At 72.7% G+C, this 14,969-nt stretch carries 12 protein-coding genes and 1 tRNA gene; 3 read left to right on the forward strand and 10 right to left on the reverse strand.

What is annotated here, in order from left to right; all coding sequences use genetic code 11:
- The first annotated feature begins 177 nt into the window (after nt 1-177).
- On the forward strand, nt 178-2,004 hold the full coding sequence (locus AC5L38_RS14100) for a sensor histidine kinase (RefSeq protein WP_495243231.1): 1,827 nt from the start codon (nt 178-180) through the stop codon (nt 2,002-2,004).
- A gap of 25 nt (nt 2,005-2,029) precedes the next feature.
- Here AC5L38_RS14100 and AC5L38_RS14105 read toward each other — a convergent pair whose 3' ends face one another.
- Entirely contained in the window at nt 2,030-2,878 is an 849-nt protein-coding gene (locus AC5L38_RS14105) for a spermidine synthase (protein ID WP_495243232.1), read from the reverse strand.
- 140 nt (nt 2,879-3,018) lie between these two features.
- On the opposite strand from AC5L38_RS14105, the gene trhA reads away from it, so the two are divergent.
- Nucleotides 3,019-3,687 carry a PAQR family membrane homeostasis protein TrhA gene (gene trhA, locus AC5L38_RS14110; RefSeq protein WP_495243233.1) on the forward strand — a complete coding sequence of 223 codons (669 nt, stop codon included), beginning with the start codon at nt 3,019-3,021 and terminating at the stop codon, nt 3,685-3,687.
- A gap of 36 nt (nt 3,688-3,723) precedes the next feature.
- Here trhA and AC5L38_RS14115 read toward each other — a convergent pair whose 3' ends face one another.
- A complete protein-coding gene (locus AC5L38_RS14115) occupies nt 3,724-4,923 on the reverse strand; it encodes a M20 metallopeptidase family protein (protein ID WP_495243234.1) in 1,200 nt (399 codons plus the stop codon).
- Between the two features lie 278 nt (nt 4,924-5,201).
- Between AC5L38_RS14115 and lat the strand changes: the two genes are divergently transcribed.
- Nucleotides 5,202-6,503: an L-lysine 6-transaminase gene (gene lat / locus AC5L38_RS14120; protein ID WP_495243235.1), complete on the forward strand. Its 1,302-nt coding sequence runs from the start codon at nt 5,202-5,204 to the stop codon at nt 6,501-6,503.
- Between the two features lie 101 nt (nt 6,504-6,604).
- Here the strand turns inward: lat and AC5L38_RS14125 are convergent, their stop codons facing one another.
- From AC5L38_RS14125 to AC5L38_RS14160, 8 genes are all read right to left on the reverse strand, one after another.
- Nucleotides 6,605-6,859, reverse strand: coding sequence for a helix-turn-helix domain-containing protein (locus tag AC5L38_RS14125; protein ID WP_495243236.1), 255 nt, complete (start codon nt 6,857-6,859; stop codon nt 6,605-6,607).
- A 153-nt stretch (nt 6,860-7,012) separates the two neighbouring features.
- A tRNA-His gene (locus AC5L38_RS14130) sits at nt 7,013-7,088 on the reverse strand.
- Between the two features lie 76 nt (nt 7,089-7,164).
- A complete protein-coding gene (orn, locus tag AC5L38_RS14135) occupies nt 7,165-7,767 on the reverse strand; it encodes an oligoribonuclease (protein WP_495243237.1) in 603 nt (200 codons plus the stop codon).
- Between the two features lie 22 nt (nt 7,768-7,789).
- Nucleotides 7,790-9,001, reverse strand: coding sequence for a DUF2510 domain-containing protein (locus AC5L38_RS14140; protein ID WP_495243238.1), 1,212 nt, complete (start codon nt 8,999-9,001; stop codon nt 7,790-7,792).
- 55 nt (nt 9,002-9,056) lie between these two features.
- Nucleotides 9,057-10,478 carry a protein kinase family protein gene (locus AC5L38_RS14145; protein ID WP_495243239.1) on the reverse strand — a complete coding sequence of 474 codons (1,422 nt, stop codon included), beginning with the start codon at nt 10,476-10,478 and terminating at the stop codon, nt 9,057-9,059.
- Nucleotides 10,479-10,497: 19 nt separating this feature from the next.
- Nucleotides 10,498-12,198 (reverse strand): serine/threonine-protein kinase, encoded by a 1,701-nt coding sequence (locus tag AC5L38_RS14150; RefSeq protein ID WP_495243240.1) that lies wholly within the window; start codon nt 12,196-12,198, stop codon nt 10,498-10,500.
- Between the two features lie 119 nt (nt 12,199-12,317).
- Nucleotides 12,318-14,228, reverse strand: a complete 1,911-nt coding sequence (locus AC5L38_RS14155; protein ID WP_495243241.1) for a serine/threonine-protein kinase — start codon at nt 14,226-14,228, stop codon at nt 12,318-12,320.
- A gap of 81 nt (nt 14,229-14,309) precedes the next feature.
- Nucleotides 14,310-14,954 (reverse strand): pyridoxamine 5'-phosphate oxidase family protein, encoded by a 645-nt coding sequence (locus AC5L38_RS14160; RefSeq protein ID WP_495243242.1) that lies wholly within the window; start codon nt 14,952-14,954, stop codon nt 14,310-14,312.
- Between the last annotated feature and the right edge of the window lie 15 nt (nt 14,955-14,969).

Raw genomic sequence — 14,969 nt, forward strand, 5'->3', positions numbered from 1 at the left:
CCTTCGGGATGTTCTCCGGCGTTGCGGCCACCTCCCCGATGGCCTCCATCCGAAACTAGAAAGCGCCCTCGGCTCGCGACACCCGGCGGTCCTCCGTCTCGCGGGTGCGGCGAACCGCACCGGATGTGCGGACAACCCCCTGGACGGCGAAGTCCGCGGCAGGTCACCCTACGTCCCATGACGTCCACGGCCCCTCGAACCGTTCCGGCACCCGCGTCGCAGCCGGGTCCGCCGACGTCGGCGTCGACCGCCCCGCTTCGCGCCCTCGCCGTTTTCATGGCCGCGGTGTCGGTGGCCGGGGTGACCACGGGCGGCCTGCTGGAGGCCGGTGTGCCCGTGCCGCTCACCCAGTGGCTGTTCATCGTGGCCTGCGCGATCCTGCCCTCGGTCGGCCTGCTCGTCGCGGTCAGGCGCCCCGACAACCCCTACGGCTGGCTGCTGCTGGTCACCGCTGACTGCCTCGGTCTCGGCGTCCTCGGCGTGGGCGCCCTGGTGGCGTACGGCGACACCCAGGGCCCTCTCACCGTGGCCGGCGCGCTGCTGACCTCGCTGTTCGTCGGCTTCTACGGCCTGAGCTGGGTGTTCATCCCGCTGATCTTCCCTGACGGCAGGCTGCCCTCGCCGCGCTGGCGTCCGGTCGCCTGGATCGCGGGGGTGGCGATCCTCCTGCACTGGCTGGGCGTCCTGCTGAGCCCCGACGAGGTCTACGTCTCGGCCGTTCCGCACGGCAACCCGCTGGGGCTCGAAGGCGTGGCCGGGCTGATCGCCGCCTCGGTGGGCGGGCTCGGGCAGCTGGTGGTCTTCCTCGTCGCGCTGTCGGTGCTGGCCTCCCTCGTGCTGCGCCGGCGGCGCGGCACCCTCGTCGAGCGACGCCGCCTCCGCTGGATGATCCTCGGGTTGGTGGCCGCCCTGGGCGGCTCCGTGACGACAATGATCTTCGGGCAGGGCGGCCAGGCGGTGAGCTGGGTCGGCGTCGTGACGGCGGTGGCCGCGCTGCCCGCGGTGATCGCCACCGTCGTGTTCCGCCACAACCTGCTCGACATCCGGGTGGCGGTCAGGGGCTCCAGGCTCCTCCTGGTCTTCGACCTCCGGCCGACGGTGGACGAGCTCCTGACGGAGCTCGGGCCGGGCCTGGAGGAGGCGGACCCCGTGGAGCAGCTCGGAAGGCTGGCGGAGGCCGTACGGGCGGGCCTGGAGACGAGGTGGGCCGCCGTGACGCTCGCGGACGGCACGCGGGTGGTGGCGGGCGAGGAGGACGGAAAGGCGCTGCTCACCGTCCCGGCGGGGCTGGGGCACATCGCCTGCGGGCCCAAGATCGCGGGGCGCTTCAACGCCGAGGACCGCAGGCTGCTCGGCTCGCTCGCGGTGCCGATCGGGCTGGCGATCCAGAGCGCGAGGCTGGCGGCGCGCCTGGTCAACGCGCAGGAGGCCGAGCGGCGGCGGATCGAGCGCAACATCCACGACGGGGCACAGCAGCAGCTCGTCGCGCTGATCGCGGGGCTGGAGCTGGCCCGTGCCACCGGCGGCGGTCCCGGCAGCCTGGCGCTCCTGCGCGAGCAGGCCCGCCAGACCCTCACCGACCTGCGGGAACTGGCGGCGGGCATCCACCCGTCCGTGCTCAGCCAGGGCGGCCTGGCGGAGGCGGTCGAGGAGCGCTGCTCGCGGCTGCCGGTGGCCACGACCGTGACGGCCGATCCGGCGCTCCGTTCGCGCCGCTTTCCCGACGAGATCGAGGGAGCCCTGTACTTCACGGTCAGCGAGGCCATCGCCAACGCGCTCAAGCACGCCGAGGCCTCCAGGATCGAGGTGCGGCTGGCCTGGTCGGGCGGGCGCCTGCGGGCCACGGTCTCCGACGACGGCAGGGGCTTCGAGCGGGACGGGCCGGGCCGCGGGGGCCTGGGCGCGCTGGCCGACCGGCTCGCCGCGCTCGGCGGCGGCCTCGACGTCTCCTCGGCGCCCGGTGAGGGCACGCTGGTCGGCGCCTGGGTTCCCGTACAGGGCTGAGGGGCGTGGCTACCGGGTCGCCGGGTCAGCCGAAGACCGCGGGCGGGGGTACGGGGATGACCACGGCGTCGCCGTCGTTCAGGGGGCGGGCTCCGGCGATGAAGTTGACGATGTCCGCGCCGTGCACGCAGCGGGCCTGCGTGAGGCCGCCCGCGGCCCTCCGGGTCAGGTCGGAGACGGGCAGGGGCACGCGGGAGGCGGCGACGATGAGGTTGCCGAAGCGGCGCCCCCGCATGACGCCCGGCTCGGCGAGCAGCACGACCTGGGGGAAGGTGCCGCGGACGGTGGCGAGCACCCGGCGGGTGAAGGCCAGCCCCTTGCCGTCGGCGATGTTGATCAGCATGGTGCCGTCCGTGCGCAGGACGCGGGCGACGTCCCCCATGTACTCGGAGGTGGCCAGGTCGATCGGCATCGTGGCACCGCTGAAGGCGTCCAGCACGAGCAGGTCCGCCGAGGCGTCGCCGAGCCCGGCGGTGGCGGTGCGGCCGTCGAGGACCCTGACCTTGAGCCGGGGCACCGACTTCAGCCGGAGCTGGTCCCTGACGAGCTGGACGAGCCCCTCGTCCGGCTCGGCGACGATCTGCCGGGACCCGGGGCGGGTCGCCGCGACGTAACGCGGCAGGGTGCAGGCACAGCCGCCCACGTGCACGGCGTCCAGCGGGCCCTCGCCGAGGAGGTCGATGACGTCGGCCATCAGCCGGACGTACTCGAAGTCGAGGTAGGTGGCGTCGTTGAGGTCGACGTAGGACTGCGGCACGCCGTCCTTGGAGACCACCCAGCCGGAGGGCCGGTCGAGGTCCTGCAGGAGATCGACCTCGCCGAAGGTCACCGGGTACCGTCCCGGCATCGGCTCCCGCGTTTCCCGCCTGCCCATCGGTTCGGTCCTCTTCTCCCTGACATGAACTCACCCGGTGTGAACCCGAAGGGGAAACCATATGCGCAGTAGCGACCGGTTGAGGTCCGTGTAGGACAGATCACAACCTACGGCGGCGTAACTTACGCTACCGTAGGTTCATGGCCCCGATCCTCGCGGAAACGCTCGCAGAGTCCGTCAAGCCCCGTCTTCGCGGCTGGTTGCACGCCGGGGCGCTGCCCGTGGCGCTGGTCGCGGGGTTCGTCCTCGTCGCGCTGGGGCCCACCCTGGAGGCGAGGTTCGCCGCCGCGATCTACGCGATCACCTCCGGCCTGCTCTTCGGCATCTCGGCCACCTACCACCGCGGGACGCTCTCCCCGCGCTCGGAGGAGGTGCTCCGGCGCCTCGACCACGCCAACATCTACCTGATCATCGCGGGCACCTACACCCCGTTCGCGCTGCTCGCCCTGGACGGGCCGGCCAGCGCGGTGGTGCTCGGCGTGATCTGGACCGGCGCGGTCGCCGGGGTCCTCTTCCGGGTGCTGTGGACCGGCGCTCCCCGCTGGCTCTCGACCGCGCTCTACATCGCCCTCGGCTGGACGGCCGTCTTCGTGCTGCCCCAGCTCGTGGCGGGCGCGGGGGTGGTCGCGGTGGCCCTGATCTTCCTCGGCGGGGTGCTCTACACGGCGGGCGGCGTCGTGTACGGCACGCGCAGGCCCGACCCCTCTCCCCGCTGGTTCGGCTTCCACGAGGTCTTCCACGCCTTCACCGTCGCCGCCTACCTGGCGCAGTACGTGGCGGTCTCGCTGGTGGTCTACGCGGCCGCGTGACGGGGCTGTGTGACGCGGCCGCGTGACGTGGGGCGCTCAGCTCGCGGCGAGGGCGAGGCGGCGGGTCGCGAGCTCGGCGTAGAGCGCGGCCCCGTCGGGCAGCACCGCGTCGTCGAACCTGGCCTCGGGGGCGTGGTTGTAGGCGGCCCTGCCCGGATCGGCGTCCGCCGGGCAGGCGCCGAGCGCCACGAAGGCCGACGGCACCTGGTCGCAGACGAAGGAGAAGTCCTCGGAGCCGGTGAACGGCTGGGGCGCCTCGATGAAGCGCCGTTCGCCGTAGACCTCGCGGACGGCCGCGCCCGCGAAGCGGGCCTCGGCGGCGTCGTTGACCGTGACCGGGTAGTTCACCTCGTAGTCGGTGTCGACCTCCAGCCCGTGCGCCGCCGCGATGCCCTTCACCAGCATCACCGCCCGTTCCTGGACGCGCGCGTGCGCGGCGGAGGAGAACGACCGGACGGTGGCCTCGAAGCGGGCCTCGTCGGGGATCACGTTGTCGGCGCTGCCCGCGTGGAAGCTGCCGACGGTGACGACCACGGGATCGAACACGTCGAACCCGCGCGTCACCATGGTCTGCAGCGCGGTGACCATCTCGCAGGCCGCGGGGATCGGGTCCTTGGCGCGGTGCGGGGAGGCGCCGTGGCCCCCGGCGCCGCGCACGGTCACCGTGAACCTGTCCGCGGCGGCCATGATCGGGCCACCCTTGGTCACGAAGACGCCCTGGGGGAGGATCGAGCTGACCACGTGCAGGGCGTAGGCCGCGACCGGGCGCTCACCCGTCATGTCCAGCACGCCCTCGTCAATCATGATCTTCGCGCCGCCCTGCCCCTCCTCGCCGGGCTGGAACATGAAGACCACGTTCCCCGCGAGCCGGTCGCGCCCGGCGGCCAGCAGGTGCGCGGCGCCCGCCAGCATGGTGGTGTGCAGGTCGTGGCCGCAGGCGTGCATCCGCCCGGCCACCTGCGAGGTGACCGCCGCGTCGCCCCGCTCGGAGACCGGCAGGGCGTCCATGTCGCCCCTGAGCAGCACGGTCGGACCCGGCAGGGAGCCGCGCAGCACGGCGGTGATCGAGCTCAGCCCCTCGCCGAGCCGTACCTCCAGGGGCAGGCCCGACAGTGCCGTCAGCACCTTCTCCTGCGTGCGCGGCAGGTCGAGGCCCAGTTCGGGCTCCCGGTGCAGGGCGTGCCGGAGGCGGATCAGCTCGTCCCGCATGTCGGCTGCGGATTCGCGAAGGGACATCGGGACTCCTCTTGCTGTTGTGCTGCCTTATCGCACTTACCGCACTTACCGCACGATAGGCCGATTTGACCGGCTTGTGGTCTCGGAAGGGGTGATCTCCGGGAAGGGAAACGGTCATCCGGGGGAGGTCGGCCCGCGCGGCCCGAGCACCCGGATATCCGCGTTCCAGGCGGGCGCGAGCAAGAAAATCTTCGTAGGAATCGAATCTGATGCGTAATGTCTCCGTGTAGAAGCGTCAAGGACGGGGGATCATCTTCTCGGATCACCGTGGAGGGGACATGGACGTTCATGGTCGTCTCGCCCGTCATCTGCTCGTCGACGGCTACCGGCTCGTGCTGGACCTCGAACGGAGCCGGGGTTCCCGTCTCGTCGACGCCCACACCGGCCGAAGTTATCTGGACTTCTACACCTTCTTCGCCTCGGCGCCCCTCGGGGTGAACCCGTTCGACGACGACCCGGAGTTCCTGGCGCTGCTCGGCAGGGTCGCCGCGAACAAGCCTTCCAACTCCGATCTCTACACCACCCACCTGGCCGACTTCGCCGAGACGTTCGCCCGGGTGCTCGGCGACCCCGAGCTGCCGCACCTGTTCTTCGTGGAGGGCGGCGCCCTCGCCGTGGAGAACGCGCTGAAGTGCGCCTTCGACTGGAAGAGCGGTCTCAACGCCTCGCGGGGGCGCTCCCCGGAGCTCGGCACCAAGGTGCTCCACCTCACCCGCGCCTTCCACGGGCGCAGCGGCTACACGCTCTCGCTGACGAACACCGACCCGATCAAGACCGACCGCTTCCCGAAGTTCGACTGGCCCAGGATCGAGGTGCCCGCGATCCATCTGGGCGACGTCGAGGCGGCCGAGGAGAGAGCGCTGGCCGCGGCGCGGGCGGCCTTCGAGCGCCACCCCCACGACATCGCCTGCTTCATCGCCGAACCCATCCAGGGCGAGGGCGGAGACAACCACATGCGGGCGGAGTTCCTGCTCGCGATGGAACGGCTCTGCCACGAGCACGACGCCCTCCTCGTCATGGACGAGGTGCAGACCGGCGCGGGGGTCACCGGCACCCCGTGGGCGTACCAGCAACTGGGGCTGCGTCCCGATGTGGTGGCCTTCGCCAAGAAGGTGCAGGTGGGCGGGATCATGGCGGGCCGCAGGGTCGACGCGGTGCCCGGCAACGTGTTCCAGGTCAGCGGCAGGATCAACTCCACCTGGGGCGGCGGCCTGGTCGACATGGTCCGTTCCCGCCGGATGCTGGAGATCGTGGAGCGCGACGGCCTGATCCCGCGCGCGGGCAGACTCGGCGCCGAGCTTCTCGCGGCGCTGCGGGAGATCCAGGAGCGCTTCCCCGACCTGGCGGAGAACGCGCGCGGGCGCGGCCTGATGTGCGCCTTCGACCTGCCGGACGCGGTGGAGCGTGATCTCCTGGTGGCCCGCCTGCGGGAGGAGGAGGGCGTGCTGGTCCTGCCCTGCGGCGAGCGGTCGGTACGGTTGCGCCCGGCACTCTCGATCACCCCCGAGGAGCTCGGGGAGGGCACGTCCGCCATCGCCCGCGCCCTGGAGGCCTCCCGCTGCCTGCGGCTCTCCGCCTAGCGGTCCGGGGCTCCCCGCCGAGGCGCCCTCCGGGAGCACCGGCCAGGCGCTGCCCGGGGCTCTCCGCCCAGCGGCAACGAGGGTCCGCGCGCCGGCGGGCGCTAGTGGTGCTGGGGTTCGTCGCGGGCCGCCCGTTCCAGCCACAGATCGATCGCGGTGACCCGCGAGTCGACACCGAGTTTGGCGTAGATCCGGTTCACGTGGTTCTTCACGGTCTTCTCGCTCAGGAACAGGTGCTGGGCGATCTGCCCGTTGGAGCGCCCCGTCGCGATCAGTTCCATGACCTCGGTCTCACGCCTGCTCAGACCCGTCACGACTCTGGGCTCTGCGTCGAACGGGGCGTCGTCGACTCTCATCCGGCCTCCGTGGCTGCAACACGGTCAGGTCGCCGAAACCCCCGAATCTAACGGCGTAGCGATATCAGCGAGCATAACCTGCAATATCCACTTTTGGTGGGTAATGAGATCGGAAATGAAGAACGGCCGGTCCCTGGGGACCGGCCGTTCTCGTGGGGTGAGCGAGGGGACTTGAACCCCCGGCATCTAGGACCACAACCTAGCGCTCTGCCAACTGAGCTACGCCCACCATCGCCGCCGCAGCAGCACATGAAAAGTGTAGCGGTCTTTGGGAGTCGTTTCGTACCGGGTTTCTCGCGAAACGCTCAAGACCTGCGTGTGGACACGCCTTCGGCCAGCTCCCTGGCAGTGGCGGAGTCGGGGCCGGGCTGGGGCACGAAGACCGCCGCGCGGTAGTAGCGCAGCTCCCGGATGCTCTCGACGATGTCGGCCAGCGCCCGGTGGCCGCCCTGCTTCTCGGGCGAGGCGAAGTAGACCCGGGGGTACCAGCGCCGGGACAGCTCCTTCACCGAGGAGACGTCGATCATCCGGTAGTGCAGGAATCCGTCCACGGCGGGCATGTCGCGGGAGAGGAACGACCGGTCCGTGGAGATGGAGTTGCCGCACAGCGGGGCCTTCTTCGGCTCCCGGATGTGGCTCCTGATGTATTCGAGCACCATGGACTCGGCCTCGGCCAGCGTGACACCGCCCTCCAGCGCTTCCAGCAGGCCGGAGGCGGTGTGCATCTCCCGCACCACCTCCGACATCTGCTCAAGGGACTCGGGCGGGGGCTTGATGACCACGTCCACCCCCTCGTCGAGCTGGTTCAGCTCGCCGTCGGTGACCACGCAGGCCACCTCGACGAGCGCGTCACGTCCAAGATCGAGCCCGGTCATCTCACAGTCGATCCAGACCAGCAGGTCACTCATAGCCCTCAGGGTAGTACTCACTTCACTGGAGCTTGAATGACTTGATCACCTTGTCTGCCACAGAAATGTCGAGATTGTCTGGTACGGAGACGTAGGCCAGCGCCGGACGGGTGTTCTCACCACGGTCGACGATCAGGAACGCGGCCCGCTCCCGCTTCCACTTCCAGCCGTTGGCCTCGGCCTGCTCGGAGAAGTCCAGGTCGAAGACGAACAGCCAGGCGTCCCGGCCGCTGACCTTGACGGCCTTGTCCTCGATGATCTTCCGGCTGTGCGACGGGGTGTAGAAGGCGGGCTCCACGACCTGCAGCAGCGTCGCGGCGGCCGAGCGCATGCTCTCGACGCCCCGGTAGCCGTACTGGTCGGGAAGCTCGCCGGTCAGCACGTTGCCGAGCCAGTTGCCGCCCTTGCCGTCGAAGTCCTCCTGGGCGACGGCGACGGCCGCGCTGGACCAGACGAACCCGAGCCCGCCCCCGACGCTGGGGGGCACCTCCCACGGCTCACCGGGCATCTCGTACGACAGGCCGGTCACCGGGTCCGTGATGCGCCCGTCCACGACCTTGGGCAGCGGGCTTCCCGAGGGGGCGGGCGTCGCCTCGGGAGTCGGCTCCTGGCTGGGCTCCTGGGTCGCGCTGGGAGGCGGTGTCGAGACCCCGGTGGGCTCGCTCGCGGTGTTCCTGGGCGCGGGGTTCATCAGGTACATCGCGGCGACCACGATCACGACGATCAGGATCAGCACGCCGCCGCCGCCCAGGATCCACGGGAGGGGGCCGCTCTTGCGCGGGGGCGGCCCGGACGGGTAGCCGCCGCCGTAAGGCGGGAGGGGCATCTGCGCCGTGTGGCCGTTCGGTGGCCCGCTCTCCCAGTGCGGCTGTCCCATGCCCGCCGGCGCCTGCCCGGCCGGACCGGGCCACTGGCCGGAAGGGCCGGAAGGACCGAAGGAGCCAGGAGGGCCGGAGGGGCCTTGCGGTGCCGGGCGCGGTCCCGTCTGCTGAGGGCCGGGGCCCGCCGGATGCGGTCCTGTCTGCTGGGGGCCGAGCCCGGCCGGGTGCGGTCCCGTCTGCTGAGGGCCGGGTCCCGCGGGGTGCGACTGGGGGAAGGAGCCGGTCTGCGGGCCCTGCCCGGCGGGAGCGTCCGTCTGATGGGTGGCGTCGGTCCACTCGCCGCCGTCCCACCATCGCAACAGCGGTGAGCCGTAGGGGTCGGGATACCAGCCGGAGGGGGTCTGCGTGGTCATGGCCGCCAGAGTAGTAAGAACGGCTTTGTGCCGCATTGTGGACCTTGGTGATCACTCATGAACATTTGTAGATGAACGTTGCTCTGTCCTGCAGCTTCTTCCCCTCGGGGACCGGGGAGAGCAGCATCAGGGTGGCGGTTCCCTTGAAACTTCCCTCGCCCTTGACCGTCCACTCCAGGATCACCTCGTGCGAGGCGTCCCCGGACGCGATCCGGTCGGTATGCGTGATCGGCTCCTTGCGGTCGCTCCGCTTCCACTGGTAGCGGATCTCGCCGCCCGAGCCGTTGGTGGACAGCACTCCGGTGATCTTGACCGTCGTGTCGCACCCCTGCGCCTTCTTCGGGGCGCTGACGTTCACCTTCGTCACCTCGAGGGGCGTCGCCGGGGTCCAGAACAGCCAGAGCGCCAGCGCGGCCACGACCATCAGCGCGAGGATCACCGAGGCGAGGACCGTACGGCCGCGCCTGCGCCGCGCGCGGGGGGCCGCGGCGGCGGCGAGCCCGCCGGAGGGCAACTCGGTCTGCTGCTGGTCCCGGCCGGCCCGCCACAGCTGGGCGGCCGTGGTCTCCGACGGCACCCCGGGACCGAACCGCATGACCACGTCCTCGGACCGGCGCCCGCCGCCCCCGGGGGCACGCGGATCATCCGACCTGGGTACGTGCAGCAGCGTGACGATCTCCCCCTCGTCGGGGGCGGAGCGCGCCGGCCCCGGATGCCCGCCCAGGGTGGGCGCCTCGTGCCCCGGCCACCGGTGCAGGGTCGCCAGGAGCCTGTCGCGGGTGATGAACCCGGACGGCAGGACGTCGCGTCCGGCGAGCAGCGCGTCGCGCGCGGGAGCGAGCCCCCTGATGGAGGCCGTCGCCGCGACCCTCTCCAGCAGCCCGGCGGCCTCGCGGTCGGCCGAGGCCCAGGTCGCGGCCAGCCCCCGGGCGAGCGATGCCCAGGCCGCCACGTCGCGTTCGGGCGCGGGGGGGCGGCCGAGCAGGGCGTCGGCCAGCCCTCGCTCGGAGAGCAGCGCCGATCCGTCGGAGGAGATCACCACGGTGCCCGGGTGGAGCTCCCCGTGGGCGAGCCCGGAGGCGTGCACGGCCAGCAGCGCCTGCGCGGTCTCCACCAGGACGGTGGCCGCGCTGCCCGCGTCGGGCCGGGGTGACCCGGGCGGTCCGGACGACAGCAGGTCGCCCACCGTCGGACCGGCCGGTTCCGAGGTGACCAGCCAGATCTCGTCCCCGGCCGTGATGAGGTCGGCGACCGGGACCAGCCCGGTCGTGCCGCCCTGCGCGAGCCTGCGGTCGGCGATCACGGCCGCGACCAGCCGCTCGCGCGCCGCGGGATCGGCGACGAGCCGGGGATCGAACCTGAGCGCGCTCCCCGGCCGTCCGTCGGCCGCGACGGTCGACGACCAGACTCCCAGGTCGTCCGCCCAGGTGCGACCGGTCAGCCGGAACCCGGCGACGCCTCCCCGGTCCGTGCTCATATCGCGATCGTTCCCCTGTCTACCGGCGTCTCCGGTGCCGTCCCGCCATGCCGCGCTTGACGGCCAGTGTGAACGGTACGGCACCACTCGTCACCAGGCCCAGTGCCAGGAACGCGGCCGGGGCCGTCCCCGCGGGCGGCGGGGGCGAGCTGGTGAGGGTCGGGGGCGGTGTGGTCTCCGGTGGCGAGGTCTCCCCGGTGGGAGTGGGCTCCGGATCCGGCGTACCGGTGGAGGAAGGCGTGGGCTGAGGCGGAGTTCTCGTGGGCCGGGTCGGGGCGGTGGTCGGCTGCTGGGTCGGGGTGGGCGACGGCGGCCTGGTCGTGGGGCGGTCGGGGTCGCGGGGACCGCCCACGGTGGCGTCTTCGTCCGGGGTGGGGGACGAGGACGGCTCCTGCGTCGCGGGCTTCCTCGTCGGCCGCGTGGTGGGCCTCCTGGTCGGCCTCGCCGACGGCGTGGGCGTCGCGGCCGCCGTCGTCGCGGTGGGCGCCACGGGCGGCAGGCCCGAGGTGGCGGTGGTGCTCGGGCCCGGCGTCGGCGTGGCCGCGGACGGCGACGCCTCCACCGGCTCGTCGGTCTCCTCGATCTCGTCCTCGGGCAGGAGCGTCTCCAGAGGGTCGGAGGGGGTCGGGCTCTGCGAGGTGACGGAACTCTGTGACTGGATCTCCGTGGAGTCGCCCGAGCCGACCAGCACCGCGGTCAGCCCGCCGATCACCGCGATGCAGCCGACGCCGACGAGGATCTTGACGCTCAGCTTGCTGATCGAGGAGGTCCGCTCCCCGGCGTCGTCGCCGCCGCCGAGCTCGGTCGTGGCCAGCGAGGTGTCGGCTCCGGGGACGGGCGCGTCCAGCGGGAACATCGCGGCCAGCAGGCCGGCGATCCCGGCCAGGCGGCGCCGGCCGCGCTCCTGCCAGTCGGGGCCGTAGGCGTCGGCGGCCACCGCCTCCAGCTCGGTGAGGAAGGCGCTGGCGGTCGGCGGCCGGTCGGCGGGGTGCTTGGCCAGGCCGCGCTCGACCAGTCCCTGCAGGGCGGCGGGCACCTCCTCGACCGGCGGCGGCATGACCTGGTGCTGGCGGGCCAGCGCGGCGATGTTCGTGGCCCGGAAGGGCCGGGTGCCGGTCAGGCACTCGAAGAACACGACGGTGGCGGCGTAGACGTCGGTGGCGGGCCCGGCGGGGCCGCCCACCCACTGCTCCGGAGCCATGTAGGGCGGCGTGCCCGCGGGGGTGTCGCCGTCGCCGGAACGGACCGCGATGCCGAAGTCGACGAGCTTGCTCCTCCCGTCGGCCTCCACCATTACGTTCTCCGGCTTGAAGTCGCGGTGCACCACGCCCGCCGAGTGCGCGGCGGCCAGGCCCAGGAGCGAGCCCTTGAGCACGAGCAGCGCGGCCTCGGGGCCGGTCGGCCCCTCCGAGCGCAGCAGCGACCGCAGGGCGACGCCGTTGACCAGTTCCATGACGATGGCCGCGCCGTCGCCGGTCTCGACGTAGTCGTACAGCCGGACGGAGTGCGGGCTGCTCAGGGCGTTGAGCACCCGCGCCTCGTGGCGGAAGCGGGCCACGAACCCGACGTCGCTCCTGAGCTCGTCGGACAGGTACTTGATCGCCACCATGATGTCGTCGGCGTCGTGCCGAGCCATCACCACACGCCCGGCCGCACCGGCGCCCAACTCGCGGATCTCGGTGTATCCGGGGACTCGCCAGGCCGATGGCGTGCCGTACATACGGTCTCCTCAGTTGTCTGGGCCCCCACCCATAACAGACGGACCGTAGCCTAGCGATAGATAATCGCATTTCGCTCATTAACCGCGAATCAGTCTCACGGTAGGGAGCTGATCAGTGGTTATCCGCTACCGGTGCTCCGATCCCCCGGCGGGGCAGGTATGACCGAAACACCGATTTTCGGTCTTGCGCTGCGGATGACCGGGGGGTTCGCGGTGGCCCGCGTCGTGCGGGTGGCCGTCACCTCCGGTCCGGGACGGGGGGTGCGGGTGACCGTCGGCCTCGGGGTGGGCCTCCGCGTGGGCCTGGACGTGGGCTTGGACGTGGGCGCGGCCGTCCTGGTCGCCGTCGGAGCCGGTTTCGGGGTGCGCGTCGGCCCGGCGCACGGGGAGGTCTCGCCGCTCGCCCCGCTCGTGCGGCCCGAGGGGAGGCCGGTCACCACCACGTTCCAGGCGGCCCCGCACCCCAGCCGGGAGAAGCCGAACCTGACCGTGCGCGAGTAGCTCGTCGCGCCCGACAGCGGCACGACCGCCCTCCGCACGGCCGGACCGGCGCGGAAGACCACGCGCAGGCGCACCTGCCGGGCGCTCGCGGTGTCGACCGCGACCGACACCGAGGCCGCGCCCCGCGCGTTGACGTGGGCCCCCACCACCTCCACCCGGCGTACCCCGGCCGCGGGGGGCGCGGTGGAGGGGCCGGTCGTCGGCGTCGGTGATGAGGACGGGGGCGTCGGCGTCGCCGGGGCGGGCGTGCCGGTGGCGGGGGGAGCGGTCGTCCCCCCGGCGGAGGGGGTGCTCGCCCCGGTGGGGCCGGACGACGGGGCCGGTCCCGTGGTGGGGGCGTTCTGCCCCGGGGTGGGGCCGGCGGACGCGGCCGGTCCCGCGGACGAGGGAGGGGAGAAGCCCGCGGGGGAGGGCGCGGGCAGGGACGGCGGCAGCCGGCCCCGCGTGCCGGGTGAGGGAGGCAGGGGCGGCGTCGCGGCGGCCACGTCGATCCTGCGCGGCGGCTCGGGCCCTCCCGAGGCCAGGGCGTACACGCCGGCGCCGCCCGCGACCAGCACCACCCCCGCGGCGCCCACCGCGACCCCGGCGGACTTCGACCGCAGCGTGTCCAGCACCGTCCTGAACAGCGTGGTCCCGCCCGCCGGGGCGGGGGCGCCGGGAGGGAACAGCAGCGGGAGCAGCGCCACCAGGGCGGCCAGCCCGGCACGCCCGCGCTCCTCCCACTCCTCCCCGTACGCCGCGACCGCGACGCTCTCCAGCTCCGCCAGGAACTCCGCGGCGCCGGCCGGCCGGTCGCCGGGCCGCTTGGCCATGCCCCTGGCGACCAGGGGCCTGACCGGCTCGGGGACCTCCTCCACCGGGACCGGCGCGGTCATGTGCTGGTGCATCAGCACCACCCGCTCACCTGAGCGGTACGGGCGGTGCCCGGCCAGGCACTCGAAGAAGACCGCCGTCGCGGCGTAGACGTCGGAGGCGGGGGAGGCGGGCGCGCCCGCCCACTGCTCGGGGGCCATGTAGGGCGGGGTGCCCGCGGCCCGGCCGCCCTCTCCCGTCCGCACGGCGATGCCGAAGTCGACCAGCTTGCTGGTGCCCGTGGCCTCGACGAGCACGTTCTCCGGCTTGTAGTCGCGGTGCACCAGCCCGGTCCGGTGGGCGGTGGCCAGACCCAGGAGCGAGCCCTTGAGCACGGCCAGCGCCGCCTCCGGCCCCGTCGAGCCGTGCTCGCGCAGCAACGCGCGCAGGGAGACGCCGTTGACGGCCTCCATCACGATGGCGGCGGCGCCACCGGGCACCTCGACGTATTCGTACAGCCGGGCCACGTTCTCGTCCGCCAGCTCCACCAGGAGCCTGGCCTCCTCGCGGAAGCCGGCGAGGAAGCCCGGGTCGTCCCTGAGCCACTCGGCCAGGTATTTGATCGCCACCTGGGTGCCCGACTCGTCGTGACGGGCGAGGACCACCCGCCCGCCGCCGCCCGCGCCGAGTTCGCGCAGCTCGGTGTAGCCGGGGGGTGTCCAGCCGATGGCCGTCATGGCCGCCTCCATGGTTCGGGGGCCGGATAGGGGCCTCGTCATGGAGACGCGCGGCGCCCGGGAGGGGTTTGCCGCGAAGACTTACCGAACGGGTATGGTTCGCGACGCGATGTGCTCGGGTACGGCCAGGTCCCACGCCAGCGCGGGATCGGGCTCGGGGGTGCCCCAGACCTGGTGGAGCGGCAGGACCCCGGCCCAGATCGGCAGCCCGTAGTCCTCCTCGTCGTCGACCGGCGGGCCCTGGCGCACCTTCACCGACGCCTCGGCGAGGGAGAGGGCGAGCACCATGGTCGCGGCGAGCTCCTTGCCGGTGGGCTCGCGGGTGGCGTCCCACTGGCCGGGGGCGAGCTGCTCGGTGATCGCCCGCAGCCCGGCCAGCCGCTCCTCGGGGTCCTCCACCCGGCGGGGGCGGCCGTAGACCATGGCGGAACGGTAGTTGAGCGAGTGGTGGAAGGACGAGCGGGCCAGCACGACGCCGTCCACGTGGGTCACCGTGACGCAGACCTCGTCCGCGTTGCGCAGGGAGGTCGCGCCCGTGGAGCCGTGCAGGTAGAGGGTGTCGCCGATCCGGCCGTAGCCGGTGGGGACGACCATGGGCGATCCGCCGGCCAGGATGCCCAGGTGGCAGACCAGCCCGGCGTCCAGCACCGCGTACAGGTCCTCCCTGGAGGTCCGGCCCCTGTTCTTCGCGCGCTTGAGGGTGGTACGGGGAGTCGTGGAGAGCATGGCACTAACCTAGGA

The sequence above is a fragment of the Streptosporangium nanhuense genome, assembly GCF_059358815.1.